The sequence below is a fragment of the Streptomyces sp. NPDC086554 genome (assembly GCF_040686095.1).
GTDB lineage: Bacteria > Actinomycetota > Actinomycetes > Streptomycetales > Streptomycetaceae > Streptomyces.
Genome location: NZ_JBFBJK010000003.1, coordinates 40339 through 63348, shown reverse-complemented (window position 1 = coordinate 63348; position 23010 = coordinate 40339). Strand labels below are relative to the sequence as shown.

The 23010-nt window shown below is 70.9% G+C and carries 22 protein-coding genes; 11 read left to right on the top strand and 11 right to left on the bottom strand.

From position 1 onward, the window contains the following. Positions 1-79: 79 nt before the first annotated feature. Both AB0O76_RS05265 and AB0O76_RS05260 read right to left on the bottom strand, forming a co-directional pair. Positions 80-1537, bottom strand: a complete 1458-nt coding sequence (locus AB0O76_RS05265; RefSeq protein ID WP_365485680.1) for an aldehyde dehydrogenase family protein — start codon at positions 1535-1537, stop codon at positions 80-82. Then, entirely contained in the window at positions 1534-2757 is a 1224-nt protein-coding gene (locus AB0O76_RS05260; RefSeq protein ID WP_365485678.1) for a M20 family metallopeptidase, read from the bottom strand. Before AB0O76_RS05260 ends, AB0O76_RS05265 begins: the two co-directional genes overlap by 4 nt. 146 nt (positions 2758-2903) lie before the next feature. Between AB0O76_RS05260 and AB0O76_RS05255 the strand changes: the two genes are divergently transcribed. Next, positions 2904-3680 carry a FadR/GntR family transcriptional regulator gene (locus AB0O76_RS05255; RefSeq protein ID WP_365485676.1) on the top strand — a complete coding sequence of 259 codons (777 nt, stop codon included), beginning with the start codon at positions 2904-2906 and terminating at the stop codon, positions 3678-3680. A 75-nt stretch (positions 3681-3755) separates the two neighbouring features. On the opposite strand, the gene AB0O76_RS05250 is transcribed toward AB0O76_RS05255, so the two are convergent. Both AB0O76_RS05250 and AB0O76_RS05245 read right to left on the bottom strand, forming a co-directional pair. Next, positions 3756-4295 carry a MarR family transcriptional regulator gene (locus AB0O76_RS05250; RefSeq protein ID WP_365485674.1) on the bottom strand — a complete coding sequence of 180 codons (540 nt, stop codon included), beginning with the start codon at positions 4293-4295 and terminating at the stop codon, positions 3756-3758. Positions 4296-4332: 37 nt separating this feature from the next. Next, entirely contained in the window at positions 4333-6057 is a 1725-nt protein-coding gene (locus AB0O76_RS05245; RefSeq protein ID WP_365485672.1) for an FUSC family protein, read from the bottom strand. A 152-nt stretch (positions 6058-6209) separates the two neighbouring features. Here AB0O76_RS05245 and AB0O76_RS05240 point away from each other — a divergent pair, with 152 nt between their 5' ends. From AB0O76_RS05240 to AB0O76_RS05225, 4 genes are all read left to right on the top strand, one after another. Then, positions 6210-6782: a DUF5134 domain-containing protein gene (locus AB0O76_RS05240; protein ID WP_365486327.1), complete on the top strand. Its 573-nt coding sequence runs from the start codon at positions 6210-6212 to the stop codon at positions 6780-6782. Positions 6783-6880: 98 nt separating this feature from the next. Then, positions 6881-7816 carry a M56 family metallopeptidase gene (locus AB0O76_RS05235; protein ID WP_365485670.1) on the top strand — a complete coding sequence of 312 codons (936 nt, stop codon included), beginning with the start codon at positions 6881-6883 and terminating at the stop codon, positions 7814-7816. Positions 7817-7914: 98 nt separating this feature from the next. Then, positions 7915-8637: a phosphatase PAP2 family protein gene (locus AB0O76_RS05230; protein WP_365485668.1), complete on the top strand. Its 723-nt coding sequence runs from the start codon at positions 7915-7917 to the stop codon at positions 8635-8637. Positions 8638-8996: 359 nt separating this feature from the next. After that, on the top strand, positions 8997-9698 hold the full coding sequence (locus AB0O76_RS05225) for an HAD-IA family hydrolase (protein WP_365485666.1): 702 nt from the start codon (positions 8997-8999) through the stop codon (positions 9696-9698). A 22-nt stretch (positions 9699-9720) separates the two neighbouring features. Here the strand turns inward: AB0O76_RS05225 and AB0O76_RS05220 are convergent, their stop codons facing one another. After that, complete coding sequence (locus tag AB0O76_RS05220) at positions 9721-9855, bottom strand: hypothetical protein (RefSeq protein WP_365485664.1); 135 nt, start codon at positions 9853-9855, stop codon at positions 9721-9723. A gap of 125 nt (positions 9856-9980) precedes the next feature. Beyond that, on the bottom strand, positions 9981-10226 hold the full coding sequence (locus AB0O76_RS05215; protein WP_365485662.1) for a DUF2630 family protein: 246 nt from the start codon (positions 10224-10226) through the stop codon (positions 9981-9983). A gap of 192 nt (positions 10227-10418) precedes the next feature. On the opposite strand from AB0O76_RS05215, the gene AB0O76_RS05210 reads away from it, so the two are divergent. Further along, on the top strand, positions 10419-11108 hold the full coding sequence (locus tag AB0O76_RS05210) for a helix-turn-helix domain-containing protein (RefSeq protein WP_365485661.1): 690 nt from the start codon (positions 10419-10421) through the stop codon (positions 11106-11108). On the opposite strand, the gene AB0O76_RS05205 is transcribed toward AB0O76_RS05210, so the two are convergent. Next, entirely contained in the window at positions 11096-12598 is a 1503-nt protein-coding gene (locus AB0O76_RS05205; protein WP_365485659.1) for a hypothetical protein, read from the bottom strand. The genes AB0O76_RS05210 and AB0O76_RS05205 overlap by 13 nt on opposite strands. Before the next feature lie 186 nt (positions 12599-12784). Between AB0O76_RS05205 and AB0O76_RS05200 the strand changes: the two genes are divergently transcribed. Continuing rightward, positions 12785-13459: a DUF305 domain-containing protein gene (locus AB0O76_RS05200; protein ID WP_365485657.1), complete on the top strand. Its 675-nt coding sequence runs from the start codon at positions 12785-12787 to the stop codon at positions 13457-13459. A gap of 110 nt (positions 13460-13569) precedes the next feature. Next, positions 13570-15225, top strand: coding sequence for a methyltransferase domain-containing protein (locus AB0O76_RS05195; protein ID WP_365485655.1), 1656 nt, complete (start codon positions 13570-13572; stop codon positions 15223-15225). A 42-nt stretch (positions 15226-15267) separates the two neighbouring features. Here the strand turns inward: AB0O76_RS05195 and AB0O76_RS05190 are convergent, their stop codons facing one another. Then, positions 15268-15642 (bottom strand): DUF6214 family protein, encoded by a 375-nt coding sequence (locus tag AB0O76_RS05190; RefSeq protein WP_365486325.1) that lies wholly within the window; start codon positions 15640-15642, stop codon positions 15268-15270. A gap of 221 nt (positions 15643-15863) precedes the next feature. On the opposite strand from AB0O76_RS05190, the gene AB0O76_RS05185 reads away from it, so the two are divergent. Further along, the gene (locus AB0O76_RS05185) at positions 15864-17213 is read left to right on the top strand and encodes an FAD-dependent oxidoreductase (RefSeq protein ID WP_365485653.1); all 1350 of its coding nucleotides are present in this window, start codon (positions 15864-15866) and stop codon (positions 17211-17213) included. 31 nt (positions 17214-17244) lie between these two features. Here AB0O76_RS05185 and AB0O76_RS05180 read toward each other — a convergent pair whose 3' ends face one another. Beyond that, on the bottom strand, positions 17245-17613 hold the full coding sequence (locus AB0O76_RS05180) for a helix-turn-helix transcriptional regulator (RefSeq protein WP_365485651.1): 369 nt from the start codon (positions 17611-17613) through the stop codon (positions 17245-17247). Between the two features lie 185 nt (positions 17614-17798). Between AB0O76_RS05180 and AB0O76_RS05175 the strand changes: the two genes are divergently transcribed. Then, entirely contained in the window at positions 17799-18875 is a 1077-nt protein-coding gene (locus AB0O76_RS05175) for an NADH:flavin oxidoreductase/NADH oxidase (protein WP_365485649.1), read from the top strand. Here AB0O76_RS05175 and AB0O76_RS05170 read toward each other — a convergent pair. Both AB0O76_RS05170 and AB0O76_RS05165 read right to left on the bottom strand, forming a co-directional pair. Continuing rightward, positions 18857-20236, bottom strand: coding sequence for a tetratricopeptide repeat protein (locus tag AB0O76_RS05170; protein WP_365485647.1), 1380 nt, complete (start codon positions 20234-20236; stop codon positions 18857-18859). The genes AB0O76_RS05175 and AB0O76_RS05170 overlap by 19 nt on opposite strands. 202 nt (positions 20237-20438) lie before the next feature. Beyond that, positions 20439-22508 carry a UvrD-helicase domain-containing protein gene (locus AB0O76_RS05165; RefSeq protein ID WP_365485645.1) on the bottom strand — a complete coding sequence of 690 codons (2070 nt, stop codon included), beginning with the start codon at positions 22506-22508 and terminating at the stop codon, positions 20439-20441. A gap of 244 nt (positions 22509-22752) precedes the next feature. On the opposite strand from AB0O76_RS05165, the gene AB0O76_RS05160 reads away from it, so the two are divergent. After that, a complete protein-coding gene (locus tag AB0O76_RS05160) occupies positions 22753-22944 on the top strand; it encodes a hypothetical protein (RefSeq protein WP_365485643.1) in 192 nt (63 codons plus the stop codon). Positions 22945-23010 lie beyond the last annotated feature (66 nt).

The window sequence follows — 23010 nt, the reverse complement described above, 5'->3', positions numbered from 1 at the left end:
GTGCTCTCTTGGCGTGCGGATAAGCGCTCCGTTGGAAGACCGATGACGAGTGTGCGGTCCCCCACTTCGACAAGACTGCTCAGGGCCGGATGACCGCCATCCGCGTCACCGTCAGTTCCTCGATCGCGAACCGGGGGCCTTCGCGGCCGATGCCGGAGTCCTTGACGCCGCCGTAGGGGGCGATGTCGCTGCGGTAGCCGGGCACTTCGTTCACCACGACGCCGCCGACCTCCAGGGACTCCACCGCCCGCAGCGCGGCCCGCAGGTCGCGGGTGTACACGGCGGCGTGCAGGCCGTAGCGGCTCGCGTTGACCACGTCGTACGCGGTGTCCAGATCCGGCACCGTACGCAGGCAGACGACCGGGCCGAAGATCTCCTCGTCCCAGGCCGGTTCGCCGTCGGGGACGTCGGCGAGCAGGGTCGGGGCGACGCACCGGCCGTCCCGCGCGCGCTCCCCTCCGGCCACAAGGCGGGCCCCCGCCGCGCACGCCCGCCCGATCCAGTCGAGCACCCGCTGCGTCGCCGCCTCGTCGATGAGCGCCGATACGCGGGTCCCCGGCTCGCGCGGGTCGCCGACGGCGACCTCCGGGAGCCGCCGCGCCAGCCTCTTCTCGAACTCCCCGGCGATCGCGTCGACGACGATCACCCGCTGTACGGAGATGCAGGCCTGCCCCGATGCGTAGAAGCCGCCCCGCACCACCGCGTCGGCCGCGGCGTCGAGATCGGCGTCGGCGGCCACGACGAGCGCGGCGTTGGAGCCGAGTTCGAGGACCACCTTGCGGGGCGCGGCGTCCCGCGCGATGCGGTGGCCGACGGCCGCGGACCCGGTGAAGGAGACCGCGGCGACCTCCGGGTGTGTGGTGAGCGTGCGGCCGACCTCCGCGTCCCCGGTGACGAGTTGCACCGCCCCGGCAGGCGCGCCGGCTGCGATGAGCTTCTCGCGTACGAGATGGACGAGCCGCAGGGTGGCGAGCGGTGTCGCGGGCGCCGGTTTGACGATCACCGGGCAGCCCGCTGCGAGCGCCGGGGCGATCTTGTGGGAGGCGAGCAGGACCGGGTAGTTGAAGCCCGCGATGCCGACGACGACGCCGACGGGCCGCCGGGTCCAGAAGCCGAACAGGCCGTCCCCGGACGCCTGGAGGTCCAACGGCACGGTCTCGCCGTGCAGATGGGCCACCTCGTCCGCCGCCGACTGCCAGGTCGCCACGGTCCGCGCCATCTCGACCTGGCAGTCGACGAGCGGTTTGCCGGTCTCCAGGACGAGCAGGTCGACCAGTTCCGGTGCCGCGTCGGCCAGCGCGTCGGCAACCCCGGCAAGCACCTGCCGCCGCACGCCCGCGGTGAGCCTCCCGACCTGTCCACGGATCGCGGCCGCGTGCTCGACCGCCCGCGCCGCGAGCTCCGCGTCGCCGACGGGAGCCGTGCCGATCTCGCTGCCGTCGAACGGGAAGCACACGGCCCGGCGTCGGGGAGCGGCCGCCGAGCCGTCGCCGACGGGCAGCCCTTCGGGGTGGTTCATCGCGCCGGGCCGGATCATCGTGCACCTGCCGTGAGGAAGGCGCGGGCAGCAGCGGCGTACACCCGGGTGTACTCGGCGATCTCCCGCACCTCCACGAACTCGTCCTTTTGGTGGGCGATCCACTTGCCGCCCGGTCCGTAGACGACCGTCGGCAGGCCCGCGTCGCGGGTGAGGATGGTGCCGTCCGTGGTGCCGGGCACGGCCCCGAAGGGCGGCGCGGCGCCGTGTACTTGGCGGTGCCCTTCGACCAGGGCGGTGACCACCGGATGGTCCTCGGGGATCTCGATCGCGGGCCGGTCGTCGACGACGGTCAGGGCGACACCCACCCCGACATCGGCGGCCGCCTCGGCGGCGAACTTCCGTACCCGATCGATGAGTTCGGCGTGGTCGGTGCCGGGGATGGTGCGCACGTCGATGCCGACGACGCCGTGCGCGGGGATCACGTTCAGCTGGTCGGGGTCGCCGCCGTGCAGGACGGTCGGCGTGACCGTGACGCGGCCCGCGTGCGGGTGGGTGCCGTAGCGCACTTCGGCCCAGGTCTGGACGCGGGCGAGCGCCTCGACGATTCGCGCTCCGGCGACGATGGGGCTCTTCGCCTCCTGCGGCATGCAGCCGTGTGCCATCACCCCGTCCAGGTCGAGGCGGAGCCGGATGCCGCCGCGGGCCGATGTGCACACCTCGTACCCCTCGGGCTCGCAGACGATGACGCCGTCCACCTCGCGCGCGAGCGGCGTCGCCGCGAACGCCTTCGCGCCGAGCATCAGACCTTCCTCGTCGCACAGCACGCCGATGACGATCCGGCCGGGGAAGGGCCCGGCGAGCTGCAGGGCCCGTACGGCGTAAATCATCGCTGCGACACCGGACTTCATGTCGGCGGAGCCGCGCCCCCAGAGCTTGCCGTCGCGGATCTCCGCACCGTAGGGATCGACGCTCCAGTCCGCCGGATCCCCCTCCGTGACGACGTCGATGTGCCCCTCGAACATCAGGGTCGGCCCTTCGCCGCCCCCGCCCTCGATGACGGCGACGGTGTTGGGCCGCCCCGGCGCGATCTCCACCACGTCGTACGTCCAGCCGAACGTGTCGAAGAGCCGGGCGACGAGTTCGGCGGCGGGCCGCTCGACCTCGGTGGCTCCGGTCGCGTTGACGGTGCGCAGCCGGACCAGGGCCTGGGTGAAGGCGACGGCGGCATCGGCATCGACGGCGGGCGTGGCGAGCGGCGTGCTTGAGCTGGCATGCATGGAACCTCCAAGTCGGCCGACCACAAGGCCAGTCGACTGGTCAGACCAGTTGAGTTCCCGTACTCTGCCTCCACGTTCAGGGCCGGGTCAACCATCAGATCTTGGTTTTCCGCGCCGACATCACGTATCGCGGAGGGGGCGGGCCGATGGCCGCCGACGACACCGACCTGTTCAAGACGGTCACACCGGTCCGCGCCTACCAGCGGGTCGCCGAGCAGATAGAGGAGCGGATTCTCGCCGGCGATCTGCCGCCAGGCTCCCGGCTTCCGGCCGAGCGTGAGCTGGTCAACCGGTTCGGTGTCGGCCGTTCCACGGTCCGTGAGGCGCTACGCGTCCTGCAGTCGGCGGGCCTGATCCGCTCGCGCCCCGGCGATCCGCTCGGCGCTGAGGTCCTCGGCGTCTCCCCCGACAACCTCAGCCAGGCCCTCGGCAGGCTCACCCGCTCCAGCGTGGCGACCCTCGGCGAACTGGTGCAGTTCCGCATGGTGCTCGACGCCGAGAGCAACCGTCTCGCGGCGCGGCTGCACGGCGAGGCGGACCTGGAACGGATGCGCGAGCAGATCGCCCGCATGGAGTCACTCAGCGGCGGCGCGGCGTCCCTGCACGCGTTCAGCGAGGCCGACGCGCTCTTCCACCGGGCGATCGCCGAGGCGAGCGGCAACTCGCTGCTCGGACTGTGCGCGCGTGCCGTGCACGAGGCGGTGGTCGAGGCCATCGAGAAGAAGATCGCGGGCGTGTCGGACACGGCGGCCTGGATGGAACGCTCCATCGCCCATCACCGCGAGGTCCTCGCGGCGATTACGTTGGGCGACGGTCGCCTGGCGGAGCGGCTTGGGCGGACGGCGCTGTATGAGTATTACGCGGAGCAGGTGGAGCCGGAGACCAGGCGGTTGCTGGCGGCGTCGGTGGAGGACACCGACTAGAGGGGCTGCGCCCCCGAAGGGGCGCGGGGAACTGCGCGACCAGCCACGATGGCGCCGCAGGCAACGACGGCGCCCCTACCCCCGCAGCCCCGCAACCCCGCCAAGCCGCCCCTCTAGCTGCGCTAGCAACTCCCCCAGAAGCCCGCTCAATTGACCCTGACCCTCGGCGTCGAGCCCGGCCAGGACCACCGTCTCGTACGCGAGCTGATCGGGCAGGATCGCGTCGACGAGGTCCCTTCCCTCATCGGTCAGGCGTACGTGGGAAACCCTGCGGTCCCGGCTGTCGACGCGCCGGTCGACAAGCCCGCGCTCCTGGAGCTGCTTGAGGCGTTTGGTGACGGCGGCCCCCGAGGAGAAGGTCTCGCGGGCGAGTTCGCCGGGGGTCAGCTCGTGGCCGGTGCGGCGCAGGGCGCCCAGGAGGTCGAATTCGGGGCGGGTCAGGCCCACCCGTCGCAGCGGGGCGTCCTCGGCCTGCTGGAGGAGGGCCGCGCAGCGGTTGATGCGTCCGATGACCTCCATCGGCCCGGTGTCGATGTCCGGCCGCACCGTCTGCCACTGCCGCACCACGGCGGCGACGGTGTCGCCCGCCGCGCCGGGACCGCTCCGGTTCGTCATGCTCCCGTGCCCTCGCCGTTCCTTCTCGCCCCGGCCCTCACGGCCGGCCCGCTCCTACGCTCTCGGCGCCGCTTCCCGTGCCGCGCACGGCCGACGACGCTGCCGCGAGCGTACGGTGTCCGGCCTGCTCGGCGACGAGCACCCGCTGCTGCGGCAGGGCGCGCTGCCACCATTCGCCCGCGGCCGCGTCGTCGGCCGTGCGGAGCTCGACCAGGGCCGCGGTGAGGCGGCGGCGGTCCTGCCGCAGGGCGTCGGGCGTGGGCGACGGGGCGGCGAGGGTCCGCTCGGCGTGGGCGCGGGCGCGGTCCGTGGCGTCGATGGCGAGCTCGATGTGGTCGGCGGCGCGCCGGTTGGTGACCACGATGGCCGCGACGATGCCGAGGAGCGCGCCGACCAGCGTGTCGACGATCCGGTCGAGGATCAGACCGCCGGGCTCCTGGAACCGCACGAACTCCGTCACCAGGAGCGCCATCGGGGTCACGCACACGCTGCCGAGCCAGTAGTTGCGGGTGATCAGCGCCTCCGCGCCGAAGGCGAGCGCGAGACAGCAGACGATGAGCGCGGCGTGCCCGAGGTGGGCCACCGGCACGATCGCGGCGAAGGCGAGCACGCCGACGAGGTTGCCGACCACCCGCTGCACTCCCCTGCTCCAGGTGAGCGTGACGTTGGCCTGGTAGAGCGAGGCGGCGGTGACGAGTGCCCAGTAGGGGCGGCCGACGCCGAGGGCCATCGACGCGTACCCCGCGAGCGCGCAGCCGAGGGCGGTGCGCAGCGCGATGGGCAGCAGCGGAGAGCCGGGCGCGATGCGGCGCCACAGCGGGCTCTTCACGGACTCGGACGCCAACTCGGCCTCCAGGCCCCGCAGTTCGGCGTCCGCCTCTGGCCGTACGTGGTCGGGGAGCGGGACGGTTCCGGTGCCGCGCAGTCCGGCCGCCCAGGAGCGCAGCCGTGCGGGGTCCGCCGCCGAGGGCGCCGCAAGGGCCTCCTCGGCCTGGATCACCAGGAGTTCGAGGGCGCGGCGCGGCCGCGTACGGGCGCCGGTGGCGAGCAGCGACTGCCAAGCGGCGTGGATCGCGGCGGCCGCACCCGCGCGGGCGCGCTCCCGGCCGGGGCCTGCCGACCTGCCGGGCCCCGCCGCTTCGGCGTACGCGGCGGCGGCGTGCAGGGCGCGGGCGGTGGCCCGCCGTTCGGGGCCGTGCGGGCGCAGCAGGGCGGGGGCCATGCCGACGAGCCAGGCCACGGCGCCCGCGGCAAGGGTCAGCGCGAGGTGGCCCGGGACCTGGCCGAGATGCTGCGGCGCGAAGAGGGTGGCCGAGCTGATGAAGGTGAAGATGAGGTGGCCGGGCGGGCCGATGCGGGTCGCGTCGCAGAGCGTCTTCTGGGCGGCGGCGAGCAGCGCGCCGACGGCCACCAGGACGGCCGGTGACGAGGTGAGCGAGGCGGTGACCAGGGCGACGCCGACGCTCGCGAGCATTCCGGCGACGACCCCGGCGAGGGCCCGGGCACGGGCGGCGTAGGGGAGGTTGTGCGCGTAGAGGGCGCAGAACGATCCGGCCATCGTGTACATCACGAGGTCGAGGCGGCCGAGCGCGAGGAGCGTGAGATTCGGTATCGCGGTGGCGACGACCACGCTCGACGCGGGCTTGAACCAGATGTCGGACGGCTTGGCCAGGCGCAGCACACCTGCCAGGGGGAGCCGGCGGACGGTCGACAGGAGCGGGGGTCGGGAAGGGCGGGCCTCGGGGGGTGGTGTGCTGCTCATACGGAGAACATTAGCAAGTGTTTTACCTGGAAAACATCTCGCACTCCGCGCCCGCTGCGCTCCCGGCGTACCCCCGTGCGCTCGCATACGACTCCCCGCGCACGGGCATCGACCCGACGACGGCGTCGATCGGTCGATCGGGGAGGTGCGCGGTGCACGGACCGGCGCAGGCCGGCTGGCTGCTCGTCGCGCTGTGCGTGGCGACCGGGTCCTACTGCCTGCTGCGGCTGCGCAGCAGGATCGAGGAACAGCGGCGCACCGCGGGCGGCGAGGCGCTCATGGGGTTCGGGATGGCGGCGATGGCCGTGCCCGCCACCGTACTGACCCCGCCGCGATGGGCCTGGCCGGTCTATGCGGCGGTGTTCGGGGCCGCGGCACTGCGCGCGCTGTGGGCGGCCCGGCGCGATCCGCATCACCTGCACCACCTGGTCGGCGCGGGCGCCATGGTCTACATGGCGTTGGCCATGACCGCGACGCCCTCGGCGCACGCGGGCCACGGCGGCGGTGGCGCCCCCGTCCTCACCGGCACGCTGCTGCTCTACTTCGCGGGGTACGTCCTCTGGTCGGGCGTGCGCCTGCTGCCGGTGCGGACGCTCGCGACAGAGGGCGGCGGCACCGGCGGCACCGGCGGCACTGTCATCGGGTGGGCCGACCGTCCGGAGCTCGCGATGGTGTGCCGCTTGTCCATGGGCATCGCCATGCTCGCGATGCTGCTCACCCTTTAGCCAAACACCTTGTGGCCAATCCCCGGCGGGACGTGGCGTGCGTCACTTGAGGCGGCATGCCATACCCTCCGGTAGCACCGCCCTCATAGGGTTGACACATGTTGCTCCCCGTTGCGCTGTTGCTGCTGGGCGCCCTCACCGCCGCCGTCGCCCCGCGTCTTCTCGCACGGGCCGACTGGCCGGAGCGCGAGCCGATCGTCGCGCTGTGGGCGTGGCAGTGCGTCGTTGCGGGTGTCCTGCTCTGCTGCGGCCTGTCGATGGTCCTGAGCGCCGCCGACGCGTGGCAGGCCGTACGCGGCCATGTCTTCGCCCCCGCGCCGAACGACGTCGTGGAGGCCTACGCGCTGGGGGCGGGCGGTTCCTGGGCGCCGGCGACGGCCGTGGCGCTGGCCCTCGGCGGCGTATGGACCGCGGCGATGCTGACGCGGGAGATCGCGCGGGCCCGGGCCCGGCGCCGCAAGCGGCGTACCGAACTGCTGCGGCGCGCCCCGCTGCTGCCCGGCGAGGAGCCCGGCGCCGACCGTCTCGTGGTCCTGGAGGGCGAGCGCCCCGACGCCTGGTGGCTGCCGGGCAGTGCTCCCCAACTGGTCATCACCACAGCGGCGTTGCTCCGCCTGAAGGGGCGTCAGCTCGATGCCGTGCTGGCCCATGAGCAGGGGCACGCGCAGGCCAGGCACGACTGGCTCCTGCACTGCTCGGGCGCGCTGGCCACCGGCTTCCCGCAGGTGCCGGTCTTCGCCGCGTTCCGGGACGAGATGCACCGCCTGGTGGAGCTGGCCGCCGACGATGTGGCATCACGCCGCTTCGGGCGCCTCACGATCGCGCTCGCCCTGGTCGAACTCAACGAGGACCGGGGCGTGTTCGGCCCCTGCCCGACCCCGCAGGCACATGTTCCGCAGCGCGTGCACCGCCTGCTTTCCGCCCGCCCGCGCCTCACCCCGGCCCGCAGGCTGCGCCTCACGGCGGCTGCGGCGCTGGTGCCGGTGATCCCCGTCCTGGTGACGTTCGTGCCGGGCCTGCGCGCCCTCGGCTGACCGGATCGCGTGACGCGCCGCACCCGGTCTTACCGGATCGTATGACGCGCCGCACCCCGGGATGGCCCGGGGCGCCGCCCGTCGGCGAGGATCACCCCATGCACCCCGCCGCACCCCTCGCCCCGCCACCCCGCCCGCCCCGTCCCCCCGGTTCCCGCGCCGCACTCGTGGCGGCGCTGCTGTGCGTCCCCTCGATCGCGCTGCTGCTCCTGGTCGAGCTGGAGTGGCGCCCACTGATGGACCTCGACGGCGACATCGCGCGCACCACGCATCGCTGGGCCGTCGCGCACGACGACCTCACGCACGCCAGTCGCATCCTGACCGACTGGGTGTGGGACCCGTGGACGATGCGCGCGCTGTGCACTGTGACGGTGGTGTGGCTGGCGTTCCGCGGCGCGTGGTGGCTCGCCCTGTGGATCGCGGCCACCTGCGCGGTGGGCACGTTGGTGCAGCAGGGACTGAAGGCGGCGGTCGACCGGCCGCGCCCGTCCTGGCCCGACCCGGTGGACTCCGCCCAGTACGCGGCCTTCCCCTCCGGCCACGCCATGACGGCAGCGGTGGTCTGCGGACTGCTCCTGTGGCTCCTCCGCGTGTACGGCGTGGGCCCCGCCGTCTGGCGCACGGGCCTGACGCTCGCCGTGGTCTCCGTCATCGGGGTCGGCCTGACCCGGATCTGGAACGGCGTGCACTGGGCATCGGACGTCGTCGGCGGCTGGCTGCTCGGCGCACTGATGGTGGCCCTGGCCGTGGCGACGTACACCTACTGGCAGGGTTCACGAGCCGACGCCGACGGGGACCCCCGCACGGGCGAGAGCACTTGATCGCCCCCCGGGCCTTGACGGCCCTTGCAGCCCGGCACCCGCGCGACGGGCGGCCCGACCATCGCGAAGTAGGCGCACCAGCGGGGCGCACAGGCCGCCGGGACACGTAACACTCGCACGGGCGACGGCACTTGCATGCCCGCCAGCCCCTCACCCAGGCGGCGGTGCCCGCCGCAACGTAACACCCGCACCGGCGACGGCAGTTGTGCCCCCACCAGCCCCCACATGCACGACCCTGCGCCCGCGCGACAGCCTTGGCCCCGCGACCCACACGTACCGGCGCGGCGCGGCGCACCGGCGAATTGCCTGCCGGGCAACGGCACTTGACCGTCCCTCGGGCGCTCCCGGAGGATCCTTCCATGACGATCAAGGGCGCACTCTTCGACTTCTCCGGGACGCTGTTCCGCGTCGAATCCACCGGGGCCTGGCTGCGCGCGGTGCTTCGGGAGGCGCGGATGGCTCTCCCCGAGCGGGAGGTTGAGCGCTGTGCGGCCGACCTGGAGCGAGCCGGGGCGCTGCCCGGCGGGGCCAGTCCCGTCACCGTGCCCGCGCACCTGGCCGAGGTGTGGGGCTCGCGCGACCGGAGCGCCGATCGGCACCGCGCCGCGTACACGGGCCTGTCCCGCGAGGTCACGCTCCCCGATCCGCGGCTGCACGACGCCCTCTACGACCGCCATATGACACCGGAGGCCTGGCGCCCCTACGCCGACGCGGTGGAGGTGCTCGCCGGGCTGCGCTCGCGGGGCGTCCGCGTCGCGGTGGTCAGCAACATCGGCTGGGATCTGCGCCCCGTCGTTCGCGCCCACGGGCTCGACCCGTACATCGACGCGTACGTGCTGTCGTACGAACATGACATCCAGAAGCCCGACCCGCGGCTGTTCGCGCACGCCCTGGAGGCACTCGGGGTCGATCCCTCGGACGCTCTGATGGTCGGTGACGACCGGCGCGCGGACGGCGGCGCGGCCGCGCTCGGCTGCGCGGTGCACTTCGTGGACCATCTACCCGTGGAGCGGCGGCCGGACGGACTGCGCCCGGTCCTCGTCCTCGTCGACCACGCCTGAGGCCGGGGTGTCGGACCGCCTCTTACGCCTTGCAGGCCCCGGAGAGGTCGCAGTACGGCTGGTCGCCGCGGAGCACCAGCCTGCCGTCGTCGGTCCGCTGCACGGTGGTGGGGGCGTCCGGCCGCTCCGTAGAGCCATCGACAAGTCGATACTGCACGCCGCGCGTCGAAGGTGACGGTGATCAGATTGCCGCGGTACGGCTTGCCTCGCTCGGCGCCCATGCCGGCTCCTCGGCGTGCGTCCGGTGGAAGACCTGGATGGCCTGGATGGCCTGGATGACCGCTAGGACTGGTATCCCTCGACCTCGGCCGTCGGGCGGACCCGCGCCTCGTTCGGGTTCTCGCCGAACTCGGCCTTCGCGCGCCGCTGCCGCAGCAGGTCCCAGCACTGGTCGAGCTCGCGTTCGATCACAGCGAGCCGCGCACGTTCCGTCGCCTCGTCGATCGCTCCCGACGCCAGGGAGTCCCGCAGCGTCCGCTCGTCGTCGACCATCGACGCGATCCGGGACAGAATCTGCTCTTGATCCATCTCAGTACGCCTCCTCGGCCCCCCGGCCCACTGTAGGGACGGTTCGGCCGATCGGCACCTGTGAGCAGGCAACACTCCCCCGCGGTGTTGCCTGCCCCAGGTCGCACCGGACCATGACAGGCCCACTGGGGGTCTTGGCCCGGGACGCACTGAGTATATTGGCTCAGAGCCAGTCAACGCAGGAGTTACAGGATGTCCCCGCGTAGCCCATCGGTCAATGAAGAGTTGCGAAGGCGTTCTCGGGAGCGGCTCCTGCAGGCCACGGTCGAGCTCGTGGGCGAGCGCGGCTACGAGGCGACGACCCTTGCCGACATCGCGGACCGCGCCGGATCGGCGCGCGGATTGGTGTCGTACTACTTCCCCGGAAAGCGGCAGCTGCTGCAGTCGGCGGTGCACCGCCTGATGCACCGCACCCTGGAGGCCGCGCTCGAACGCGAGCCGCGCACCACGGACGGGGACGAGCTGCTTGCCCGCGCCATCGACGCGATCCTGGGCCTGGCCAGGGACCACCCCGTCCTGATGCGCACCCACATGGCGGGCATCCTGCAGGCGGAGGGTTTTGTGCGCTGCCCGGAGCAGCAGCGCCTCGCCGAGCTGCTCCGCGACACCGTCGTACGGCATGGCTCGTCCGACGTGGACACCGACTATCCGCTGCTGCGCGCGCTCCTGATGGGCGCGGTCTTCGCGGTGCTGCTTCCGGGGGCGCCGATGCCGGCGTCCGCGCTGCGGGCCGAGCTGTTCCAGCGGTACGGCCTCGCCTGGGAGCTCGGGGTCCCGCCGGGCGACGAGCCGCCCGGCGGGACACATGCGCGGGCCGAGGATCAGACCACGCAGGCGACGCGGTCCACTCCTCGGTCGAAGCAGTCCACTCAGTCGAAGTAGTCCGGCTGGGTCTGGACGTTGAGCTCACGGACCCGGACCCGCTCGGCGGGATCGGTCCGCTTGTCGTCGATCTTCAGGACGTCGAAGCCCTTGGCGATGTCGTTGGAGTAGACATAGCCGTTGTAGTAGTACGCCGACCAGGAGCCGCCGATCTGGATCTTGTCGGTGGTCAGCGGGCCGCGCTCGAAGTAGCCGATCTCCTTCGGCTTCGAGGAGTCGGTGAAGTCCCAGACGGAGACGCCGCCCTGGTACCAGGCCTGGACCATGAGGTCCTTGCCCTTGACCGGGATCAGCGAGCCGTTGTGGGCGACGCAGTTCTCGGTCGCGGCCTGGTGGCGCGGGATCTTGTAGTAGCTCTTGAAGACGAGCTTGCGGTGATCGCCCTTGCCGGTGATGTCGTAGATGCCGTTGGCGCCGCGGTTCGGTCCTGTCGCCTCGTCGCAGGTGGCGCCGCTGCCGCCGCCCAACTCATCGGTGAAGACGACCTTGTTGGCCTTCTGGTTGAAGGTCGCCGAGTGCCAGAACGCGAAGTTCACGTTGTCCTGCACCTGGTCGATGACCTTCGGGTTCTCCGGGTCCTCGATGGAGAACAGGATCCCGTCGCCCATGCAGGCGCCCGCCGCGAGGTCACGGGAGGGCAGCACGGTGATGTCGTGGCAGCCGGTGGTCTTGGAGACGCCCGGGTTGGTGGGTCCGCCCGGGTTGCCGCCGCCGTCGGGGCCCTCACCCGGGAACAGCACCGGGAAGTTGACGACCGCCGCCTTCTGCGGTGCCTTGCGGGGCACCTTGATGACGGAGATGCCGTCGTGCGGCGGCTGGCAGTCGGGGAACGTCGCGTTCGGCGAGTACGAGGAGACGTACACGTAGACGTCGCTCTTCTTCGGCACCAGGGTGTGCGTGTGCGAGCCGCAGGCGGTCTCGACGGCGGAGACGTACTTCGGGTTGGCCTTGTCGCTGATGTCGAAGACCTTCATGCCCTCCCACGACGACTTCTCGGTCGCGGGCTGCGTGGTGCTGTTGCAGGAGTTGTCGCTGCGCGAGGAGTCGGTGGAGAGGAAGAGCAGGTTGCCGGAGACGGAGACGTCGTTCTGCGATCCGGGGCACAGCACCTGCGAGACGGTCTTCGGCGCCTTCGGGTTGCTGATGTCGTAGATGCGGAAGCCGTCGTAGTTGCCGGCGAAGGCGTACTTCCCCTGGAAGGCGAGGTCGGTGTTGAGTCCCGGCAGCGCGTCCTTGGGGATGTTGGCCAGATGTTTGATGTTGTCGGAGTGCACGACCTCGTCTGGCGCGGGTATCTTTCCGCTCTCGATGGCCGCCTTCGCATCTTCGCGATCGCTCTTCGACACGCTCTTGGGTGCGGCGGGCGAGTCACCCGGATCGGGTGTCGCTCCGGCCGGCCCCGCTGTGAACAGCGTGGCGAGCAGTCCGACCGCGGCCGCGCCGATGCCGAAGCGTCTGCGCCGTGTTCGGGGGTTGTTCAACAGGGTCACTGTGCCCTCCCTAGTCGCCGTTCATGGTTGAACGGTTCACGGACACCCCGCAGTATCGTGCTCATCATGCACAGATCAATAGATGGCAACGTACCCGTAATGAAAGTTTTTGATCACTCACGCGCGTAAGCGCGCCAGGACGGTCCCCAACTCCCCCAACTCCCCCGCGCGCCACAGGAGGCAGCCGTGCTCAACCGCCGTACGCCCGCCACAACCGTGTTCCTCACGGCCGCCGTCACGGCAGCCGCCCTCGCGCTCGGCGCCTGCACCTCCGACTCCGACGACGGGTCAACTCCCGGCAAGAAGGCGGCTCCAGGCCCGTCCGTGATCGCTCCGGGGAAACCGGGCGAGAAGGCCGCGACCATGTCCGCCGAGGACGCCGCCAAGAAGAGATCCGACGACGACACCCCCAACTCGGCGGACTTCAGCTACACCCAGATGATGATCACGCACCACGCGCAGGCCCTCGAGATGACCGAACTCGCCCCCGACCGGGCGGACTCCGCGAAGGTGAAGCGCCTCGCCGACCGCATCACGGCCGCGCAGCGTCCGGAGATCGGCGCGATGAAAGGCTGGCTGAAGAGCCACGGCGGCGCGAAGAAGAAGCAGGAGCAGCACGGACACGGCGGCCACGGAACGATGCCGGGCATGGCGACGGAGGCGCAGCTGAAGCAGTTGCGCGCCGCGAAGGGCAAGGCGTTCGACGAACTCTTCCTGAAACTGATGATCACTCACCACAGCGGTGCGGTCACCATGGCGACGGATGTGCTGTCCGACGGCAACAACATCCAGGTCGAGGAGATGGCGAACGATGTGATCGCGCAGCAGACGGCGGAGATCGGGAGGATGCGGGAGATGTGAGGGCTCCGCAACTTGTGCCATGTATACGGCAGTCGGAGGAATGAAGCCTTCGAGGGTGGATAGCGATGCCCTCAAGCGGAATCCCGACAATTGAAGGGTTCTCCATCATCGTGCAACCGGCCCAAGAGTTCGGCGACAACCCTGTCGAAGTACGAGAAACCGGGCACTACACGGAAGAATACGTACCCAGCTTCGTCGAGAAGTGGGACTCACTCATAGATTGGGAGAAGCGGGCGGAGAGCGAGGGGACGTTCTTCATCGACCTGCTGCGCAAGCGGGGCGTGCGAAGCGTCCTCGACGTCGCCACGGGCACCGGATTCCACTCGGTGCGCCTGCTCGCCACCGGATTCGAGACCGTCAGCGCCGACGGCAGCGCCGAGATGCTGTCCATGGCCTTCGCCAACGGTATGCAGAAGGGCGGCCACATCATGCGGGTCGTCCAGGCCGACTGGCGCTGGCTCAACCGCGATGTGCACGGCGAATACGACGCCATCGTCTGTCTCGGCAACTCCTTCACGCATCTGTTCTCGGAGCGCGACCGCCGCAAGGCGCTCGCCGAGTTCTACGCGATGCTCAAGCACGACGGCATTCTGGTCCTCGACCAGCGCAACTACGACGCGATCCTGGACGACGGCTACACCAGCAAGCACAGGTACTACTACTGCGGCGAGGACGTCGCCGTGGAGCCGGAGTACGTCGACGAGGGGCTGTGCCGCATGCGGTACCGGTTCCCGGACGACTCCGTGTACCACCTCAACATGTTCCCGCTGCGCAAGGAGTACACCAGGAAGCTCATGACGGACGTGGGCTTCCAGAGGGTGGAGACGTACGGCGACTTCCAGCACACGTACCGCGGCGAGCAGCCGGACTTCTTCGTGCATGTGGCGGAGAAGGAGTACCGGACGGAGGGCGAGGAGAACAGTCGCTACACCGGCGCGGTCGGCACCGCCCGCAGCTACTACAACTCGCACGACGCGGACACCTTCTACGCCAAGGTGTGGGGCGGCGAGGACATCCACATCGGCCTCTACGAAAATCCGGGCGAACCGATCGCGGACGCCAGCCGCCGCACAGTCCAGCGGATGGCGGGCAAACTGCCTCTGACCCGGGAGTCGGTGGTCCTCGACCTCGGCTCGGGCTTCGGCGGCTCGGCCCGTCAGCTGGCCGAGAGGCAAGGCTGCCGGGTGATCGCGCTCAACCTGAGCGAGGTCGAGAACCAGCGCCACATGGAACTGAACGCGGGCCGCGGCCTGACCGACCGCATCGACGTCGTGGACGGCTCCTTCGAGGACATCCCGTACGGCGACGGGCAGGTCGATGTCGTCTGGTCGCAGGACGCCTTCCTGCACAGCGGAAACCGCGTCAGGGTCCTGGAGGAGATCGCCCGGGTGCTCCGGCCCGGCGGCCACCTGATCTTCACCGACCCGATGGCCGCGGACGACTGCCCGGCGGGTGTGCTCCAGCCGATCCTCGACCGGATCCACCTGGACGACATGGGCTCACCCGGCTTCTACCGGCGGGAGCTGTCCAGGCTCGGCTTCTCCCCTGCCGACGGCACTGACGGTGGCTTCGAGGAGCACGGCGAACAACTGACCACGCACTACGCACGCGTGCTTGAGGAGACGGCGCGGCAGGAGGCGGACGGTCTGGCCCGGCAGATCAGCCACGACTATCTGACCCAGATGAAGAAGGGCCTCGGCCACTGGATCGACGGGGGCCGACAGGGGCACCTGACGTGGGGCATCTTCCACTTCGTGCGCGGCTGAGCGGCGCGGGTCCGGGGCGTTCCTTGCTCGTTGCGGAAGTCCCTAGTGGCGGTTGTGGCGCGGCGGCAGTAACCCCGCGTCGCGGGCCGCGGCGACGAGCCTGAGCGATCTGCGGCGGCTGCGCCCGGTCTCGCGCATCACGGCGAGCACCGGATCCCGCCCCTCGCTCTGCGCCGCCCGGTAGGCCTCCGCCACCAGCCTGCGCCCTTCGCGCCCGCGTGGCCACGACGGGCGGGCGCGATGCCGGGCGGGCCCGGCGAAATCGGCGGGAGCGGTGTGGCCGTCCGGTGGGGCGGGCGGCCCGGCGCTCAGATCACCGATGGTGATCCGCCCCTCCGACACCACGGCCCGCGCGTCCACGACGGCGCCGTCACCGAAGGTCAGCCGCACATGGAACCAGGGAGGCAGCAGCGGCAGCGGGCCACCATCGGCGCCTTCCGCCGCATTCGGTCGACAGTGATCAGATACGTCAACAAAGGAGCTCTCCGACACATACGTAAGGTAGCCGTGCGATCTCATTAGGTCACGAACGGCACGCTCACAGGGCGCCCCGGCGGCCCACGCCCCCTCCCCCTTCCCGCTACGGAGTGCGATGCTGAAGTCATCCCCCGAGGCCGCCTCGCGGAAGGAGCACCGCCGTGCTGCGTGTCGCCGTCGTCGGATCGGGCCCGAGCGGGGTCTACACCGCGCAGACCCTCGTCCAGCAGGACCGGCTGCCCGGGGTGCACGTGGACGTACTCGACCGGCTGCCCTGCCCGTACGGCCTCGTCCGCTACGGAGTCGCCCCCGACCACGAGAAGATCAAGTCCCTCCAGAACAACCTGCGTACGGTCCTCGAGCACGAGAACGTCCGCTTCCTCGGCGGCATCGAGATCGGCCCCGACGGCCTGCCTCCCGCCCGGCTGCTCGACCTCTACCACGCGGTCGTCTACTGCGTGGGCGCGGCGGCGGACCGCCACCTCGGCGTGCCGGGCGAGGACCTGCCGGGGAGCTACTCGGCGACCGAGTTCGTGTCCTGGTACAGCGCCCATCCGGACGCGAAGGCCGACGGTTTCGTACGGGGCGTGGAGTCGGCCGTCGTCATCGGCGTCGGGAACGTGGCGGTGGACGTCGCCCGGATGCTGGCGCGCGGCGTGGCCGAGCTGCGGCCCACCGACATGCCGCAGGCGGCGCTCGGCGCGCTGGCCGAGAGCAAGGTCCGCGAGGTGCACATGGTGGGGCGGCGGGGCCCTTCGCAGGCCCGCTTCACCACCAAGGAGCTGCGTGAGCTCGGCTCGCTGCCGGACACCGAAGTCGTCGTGGATCCGGCGGAGTTGGCGCTCGATCCCGCGTACGCCGACACCGCGGGGCTGCCTGCCGCGGTCCGCCGCAATATCGAGGTCCTGCGCGGCTGGGCGGAGCGTCCGGTACTCGGTCTGCCCCGGCGCATCCGGCTCCGTTTCTTCCTGCGCCCCGTAGCCGTGACGGAGACGGCGGGACGCGTCGGCGGGGTGCGCTTCGAGCGGACGCTGCCGGACGGGCAGGGCGGGGTGACGGGTTCGGGGCGGTACGAGGACATCGCGGGCCAGCTGGTGCTGCGCTCGGTCGGGTATCGCGGGGTGCCCATCGACGGGCTTCCGTTCGACCCGCAGCGGGGCACGGTGCCGCATGCGGCGGGGCGGGTGCTGCGCGAGGGCGCGGCGTCACCCGGCGAGTACGTGGCGGGCTGGATCAAGCGCGGCCCGACCGGCGTCATCGGGACCAACCGCCCCTGCGCCAAGGAGACGGTGCTCTCCCTGCTCGACGACGCCCCCGTCCTCGTACGCAAGGACGTGCCCGACGATCCGCTGACCGCGCTCCGCGACGCGGGGTTCCGGCCCGTCGAATGGTCGGGCTGGCAGTCGATCGAGCGGGCGGAGGCGGAGCTGGGCACATCGCTGGGCCGCGGCCCGGTGAAGATCCCGGACTGGCCCGGACTCTGGACGGCCGCGTCGCACGGCGCCGCCTGACCGGCGGGCCGCCCGGAAGTCAGCTCAGCAGTCAGCTCAGCACGACGGGCCGCTCGGCCTGCGCGGTGGCCGCGTCGAGGACGCTGCCGAGCAGCCCCGGGAAGAGGGCGTCCAGGTCGTCGCGGCGCAGCTCGTTGAGCTTGGCGGTGCCGCGGTAGATCTGCTGGATCACACCGCTCTCGCGGAGCACCCGGTAGTGATGCGTGCTCGTGGACTTCGTGACGGGCAGCTCGATCTGCGAACAGGAGAGCCCGGGTCCCGCGCCTTCACCGTCGCCGGCCAGCTGTCGCACGATCAGCAGACGGATGGGATCCGACAGCGCGTGCAGCACGCCCTCGAGCCGGATCTCCGACCGCTCGGGATGAGCGAGCGGTCGGCTGCTCGCTGCGTCGGTAGTCATGGCGGCTCCACTTCATCCAGGCGTCCGTCATCGTCATCGCCGTACTCATCGACGCCGTCAGCCTCATCATCGACGCTTCATCGACGCGCTCCATTGTACGAGGAGCTTCGTAGTTTGACATCCACCGTACTACGAGGTTTATCGTACTAGCGGCATCCGAGACCGCACGCGATATGGAGTCCGCCGTGAGCACACTGTTCGAGCCCTACACCCTGCGATCGCTGACCATCCCCAACCGCGTATGGATGGCGCCGATGTGCCAGTACTCGGCAGAGGCGTTCGGACCGAACGCCGGCGTCGCCAACGAGTGGCACTTCGCCCACTACGCGGCGCGCGCCGCGGGTGGCACCGGCCTCATCATTACGGAGGCGACGGCTGTCAGCCCTGAGGGCCGCATCTCGCCTTACGACTTGGGCATCTGGAACGACACGCAGGTCAACGCACTGCGCCGGATCACCGACTTCGCCAAGAGCAGGGGCAGCCGCGTCGGCATCCAGATAGCGCACGCAGGCCGCAAGGCAAGCACAGACCGCCCCTGGAAGGGCGGCGCACCGCTCGCCCCGGACGCGGAGGGCTGGCAGCCGCTGGGCCCGAGCCCGCTGGCATTCGACGAGCACCACACCGTACCGACAGAGCTGACTGTCGATCAGATCCAGGAAATCATCGGGCAGTTCGCGGCGGCCGCCGGACGCGCGCTGGAGGCGGGCTTCGAGGTCGTCGAAGTACACGGCGCGCACGGCTACTTGATCGGCGAGTTCCTCTCCCCGCACAGCAATGAGCGCACCGACGAGTACGGCGGTTCCTTCGAGGGGCGCACCCGCTTCGCCCTCGAAGTCGTCGACGCCGTACGGAAGGTGTGGCCCGATGACAAGCCGCTCTTCTTCCGCATCTCGGCCACCGACTGGCTGGAGCAGAACGGCTGGACCCCGGACGACACCGTCCGCTTCGCCAGGCTCCTGAAGGCCCACGGCGTAGACCTCCTGGACGTCTCCACCGGCGGCAACGCGGCAGGCGTCCGCATGCCGATCGGCCCCGGCTACCAGGTCCCCTTCGCCGCCCGCGTCAAGGCCGAGACGGACCTGCCGGTCGCCGCCGTAGGCCTGATCACGGAACCGGCGCAGGCCCACAAGATCCTCGCCAACGGCGAGGCGGACGCGGTCCTGCTGGGCCGCGAACTCCTCCGCGACCCGTACTGGGCACGGCGCGCGGCCCGCGAACTCGGCGGCACGGTACAGACGCCGCATCAGTACGGCCGGGCCTGACTCCGCCCGCCATCGAGTAGGCCCGCCGACTCCGCCTCCTGCCGCACCCGTTGCGCCTCGCTGTCACGATGCTGGGTCCGGTACAGGCGCAGCGCCTGCTGCCAAGCCGCCGCCGGCTCCGCATGGCCGCGGGCCGCGTGGGCCCGAGCCATGCGGGCCAGGGTGTCCGCTTGGTGGTACTGGTCGCCCAGAGTCCGGAACAGGGCGAGGGCCTGCTCGTAGTGGTCGACCGCGGGGCCGCACCGGCCGTCCAGGTGCGCGATGTAGCCCAGACTGTCCAGGGTGTTCGCCTGGCCGTGGCGGTCATCGGCGCGGCGGAACAGCGAGGCCGCCGCTGTACAGTGCTGCTCCGCTCCCTCCAGGTCGCCCAACTGGGCCAGGCTCCAGCCGACTTGGTTGAGCGCACGCGCCTCGCCCGTGGTGTTGCCGAGAGCACGGTGGAGCGCCAGGGCCTCGGTGGCGTGGTCCCGCGCCCGTTCACACACACCGAGTTTCTCCCAGGCACGGGCCAACGCCTGGTGGGTCTTTGCGCGGCTGGGGCGGTTGCCGCTGCTCCTGGCCAGGAGCAGGGCCTTGTCGAGGTGGGCGATGGCTTCCTCGTACCGGTGAGCTCGCGTACACGCGCCGCCGAGCAGCCGGTAGGCGCGGGCGAGGCTGTCGGGGTTGTTCAGTTGCCGGGCCGCGTCAAGGCCCGCACGGCAGGCGGCGATCTGTTCCTCGGCCTGTCCTCCCCGGTAGTGGAACGTGTCCAGCGCACGCGCCAGCTTCCAGACCGCCCTGTGCAGCCCAAGATCGGCCGCCTTGTGCTGGGCGGCCTGGAGACAGGCGTGCTCAGCCGCTAGCCAAGGCCATGCGCGGTCGTCCTCCGTCGTTGGTCCCAGTACGCGCGTGGCCGTACGGGCGTAGAAGTCGAGCACCCTGCGCATCGCTGCTTCACGGCGATTCCGGTTGTGGTCGCGCTCCGCCCGTTCGGCGGCGTACAGGCGGATCAGATCGTGCATCCGGTAGCGGCCCTGCACGTACTGTTCGATCAGCGAAGCGAGCTCCAGATCTGCCAGTACGCGCGCCGCCCGCTCCTCCTTTACACCGATGAGCGCGGCGGCAGCGGGAAGGCCGATGTCCGGGCTCGGCGCAAGACCCAGCAGCCGGAACGCCTCGGCCCGCGCCGCGAATCGGTTCGTGAGCAGGTCGCGCGCCTCCTCGGCGGAGAGCGTGCCCAGCGGCATCGGTTGGGCGTTGTGCGCCGTCACCAGTCCCGCCAGGCGTTTCCTGCTGGTGATCAGTACGGAACAGGAGGAGCCGGCCGGCAGCAGCGGCGCGACTTGCTCCGTGTCGCGGGCGTTGTCCAGGACGATGAGCATGGAATCCGCGCACCGCCTCGGAGCGGCTCCGGCACCCTCACCGTCCAATACCGATCCGAGCCGCCGCAGTTCGGCATCACGTGTGCACGGCCTGTGCGGCTCCCTCGTCGGGTTGCCGCTGCTCCCCTGCTGCCATACTCGCCTCGTCGGGACGCCTCATCCGTACCGTCGACTTGCTATAAAATCCTCCGGGGTATCTCGACTACTGGCCCGCGAATCCCAGCCACAGGACGTCACGCGCACGCGTCATGGCGACGAAGAGCCGGCTGCGGGCCAGTTCCGCGCGCTCGCGGGCGGCTTCCGACGGGTGCAGGCCCGGTGAGAGCGCGGCATCGTGCTGTGGCAGGTATACGCGTTTGAACTCAAGTCCCTTCGCCCTGCGATAGGTTCCCAGCTTCACGCCCTCCGCGCGGCTGCCGTCGTAGTGCTCCAACAGGCAGGTGGGGATGCATGCCTGGGCGAGAAGGCGCTGGTAGTGGCCGATGGCCCGCATCGAGGGACAGAGCACCGCAGCGTCGCCCAGGGCCTCCGCCGAAAGCTCACGCAGGGCATCGAGCATGGCCCGGTCGTGTTCGGCCACGGTCTGCTTCACCACGCGGACGACCTGGCCCTCGCGGTACGTGAGATCGACATCGCGGCGTCCCGGCGTCCGGATGCCGTCGATGTCATCGAAGGCATCGTCCGCGACGAGGGCGAGGGCGGTGTCCAGGATCTCCTTGGAATTACGGTAGTTGGTACGCAGCACCTGGCCGCGGTCACCGCGGATGTCGATCCCCGCGTCGGTCAGGCGGAATCCGCCCGGATAGACGGCCTGCTGGCCGTCACCGATGAGGAGGAGTCCGTTGCGGGAGTCGCCGACCAGGGCATGCAGCAGGCGCACCCCGACAAGCGTCAGGTCCTGCACCTCGTCGACGATCACGGCGCCGTACCGATGCCGCACGCCGTCTCTGCTCGCTTCCGCAAGCGCCAGAGCGAGGATGTCGTTGAAGTCGTGCACTCCGCGCTCGACGCGGAGCTGCTCGTACGCCTCGTACAGGGTCCAGACCGCTTCCCTGTGGTCCCCGCGCAGGGCGGTCCTGCGACGGCGCCGCTGCACGGCGGCGTACTCGGAGTAGGAGGAGAGGCCGCGCCCCTTGATGACGTAGTCGATCTCCTCACGCCAGTAGGAAGGCATGGGGTCGACCTCGGCCAGGCGGCTGTCCCGTCCGACCTGCTTCCACGCGAGGCTGAAGGCCGTTTCCGCCTTGTCGCCGTGCAGTCGCGTGTCGATGCCCCGCTCGTGGAGGAACTCCTGGGCCCACCGGTGGAGGCTGCTGAAGTCGACCCGGTCGGCCAGTGCGGGGGACATCGCCTTCAGGAAGGTGCCCTGCACACGGGGCAGGTTGTTGGCGAAGGTGACGTACAGGATCCGTCCGCTCGTGCGCTGGGCCAGATGGGCCGCGCGGTGCAGGCCGACCACTGTCTTTCCGGTTCCCGCGGGTCCGGTGATCCTTGCCGGGCCCGCCCAGTTCCGGCGCACCAGGGCGACTTGGTCGGGATGGAGGAAGGTCATCCACTGTTCGATCGGTGCCCGCATGGCCTCGGCGAGGGCCGCGTCACGCAGTCCGTCGATGTTGAAGAGGCCGTCGGGCTCCGGCACTTGGGCAGCGGAGCGACAGGGCCCGCTCGTGGTCTTGGCGACCTTCGATCCCTCGTACTCGGGGAAGACTCGTTCCAGGAGGTCGGCAATGGCGCGTACCGCCTCGGGGCGCAGCCGGCAGGGCTCGGACAGCAGAGCGGGACCGGCTTCGTGCTCGCCCAGCAGTCGAATCCGGCCGAGACGCGCGTCCACACGGTGTCCGGCGAAGACCATGAGGGACTGAACCGCCACCGGCGTCATGCCCAACGTGGCCACCGCGTTCTCCGCGGCCCAGGTGACCGCTGCCAGCTTCGCCGCGTCGTCGTCGCGAGGACGGCCTCCGGCGCTGAGCCGTGCCTCCGCGACCTCGGGGGCGGCCCGCCAGTTCTTCACGTCGATGACGAAGACACCGCCGGGGCCGACCAGCAGCATGTCCACGTTGGCCGAACGCGTCCCGGGCCACCGGCGGTCGACCAGCAGTCGCCAGCCACGTTCGGTCAGGACCAACAGCTGGGCGGCGACCCGTCGTTCACCCTCGCTCCCGGCCTCCCAGCGGCGTGCCCGCTCTCTGGCCGCTTGCCACTGCTCACGCAGCAGACGCTCCTGCCGCCTCGCCTCTTGCGCGCGCCTCGACGCCGATCCACCCGCCGCCATACCGCCCCCAGTCGTCGCCGCTCCCCGGCACGCGCCTAGCACGTGGAGTGACGATCATAGGGCGGACAGCTACCGCGATGGGTGGTGATCACGTCACGTAAGGGGCGCTTCGGCGCACCCCCGGGTCCTAGGACTGGGGTCATCCCCAGGTGAGTCCCCGAAGCGCCGGGCGGCCCGGGGTTCCTAGGCTTGCGCTGTCGCGATGTGTCACGTTCGGGGCTGTGCCGGCCCCCGGGAGGGCGTTGTGCGCTACGTCATCGAGGTGTTCCGCTCCCCCGGGGGCGTGCACGGGAACGTCGTGGACGAAGAAGACGGCGAGGAGGACACGGGCCGGGGTACGCCGTTCCACGGCTGGCTCGAGCTCCTGTCGCTCCTCGAACCTCCGCCCGAGTCGGCGCCCTCGTCCGCTACGGGTGACGACTCCTGTGACGTCTGATCCCGCCCGGCGGGAAACCGCTCTTCGGGAGTGGGGAATCAGCTTGTACCGAGAGCGGTTTCGGCA

What these genes read in the sequence shown, in the direction of transcription:
- AB0O76_RS05225 (WP_365485666.1), top strand. Translation starts at nt 8,997, where the DNA reads ATGACGATCAAGGGCGCACTCTTCGACTTCTCCGGGACGCTGTTCCGC.
- AB0O76_RS05235 (WP_365485670.1), top strand. Translation starts at nt 6,881, where the DNA reads ATGTTGCTCCCCGTTGCGCTGTTGCTGCTGGGCGCCCTCACCGCCGCC.
- AB0O76_RS05265 (WP_365485680.1), bottom strand. Translation starts at nt 1,537, where the DNA reads ATGATCCGGCCCGGCGCGATGAACCACCCCGAAGGGCTGCCCGTCGGC.
- AB0O76_RS05250 (WP_365485674.1), bottom strand. Translation starts at nt 4,295, where the DNA reads ATGACGAACCGGAGCGGTCCCGGCGCGGCGGGCGACACCGTCGCCGCC.
- AB0O76_RS05255 (WP_365485676.1), top strand. Translation starts at nt 2,904, where the DNA reads ATGGCCGCCGACGACACCGACCTGTTCAAGACGGTCACACCGGTCCGC.
- AB0O76_RS05180 (WP_365485651.1), bottom strand. Translation starts at nt 17,613, where the DNA reads ATGACTACCGACGCAGCGAGCAGCCGACCGCTCGCTCATCCCGAGCGG.
- AB0O76_RS05230 (WP_365485668.1), top strand. Translation starts at nt 7,915, where the DNA reads ATGCACCCCGCCGCACCCCTCGCCCCGCCACCCCGCCCGCCCCGTCCC.
- AB0O76_RS05260 (WP_365485678.1), bottom strand. Translation starts at nt 2,757, where the DNA reads ATGCATGCCAGCTCAAGCACGCCGCTCGCCACGCCCGCCGTCGATGCC.
- AB0O76_RS05245 (WP_365485672.1), bottom strand. Translation starts at nt 6,057, where the DNA reads ATGAGCAGCACACCACCCCCCGAGGCCCGCCCTTCCCGACCCCCGCTC.
- AB0O76_RS05165 (WP_365485645.1), bottom strand. Translation starts at nt 22,508, where the DNA reads ATGGCGGCGGGTGGATCGGCGTCGAGGCGCGCGCAAGAGGCGAGGCGG.
- AB0O76_RS05170 (WP_365485647.1), bottom strand. Translation starts at nt 20,236, where the DNA reads ATGCTCATCGTCCTGGACAACGCCCGCGACACGGAGCAAGTCGCGCCG.
- AB0O76_RS05215 (WP_365485662.1), bottom strand. Translation starts at nt 10,226, where the DNA reads ATGGATCAAGAGCAGATTCTGTCCCGGATCGCGTCGATGGTCGACGAC.
- AB0O76_RS05210 (WP_365485661.1), top strand. Translation starts at nt 10,419, where the DNA reads ATGTCCCCGCGTAGCCCATCGGTCAATGAAGAGTTGCGAAGGCGTTCT.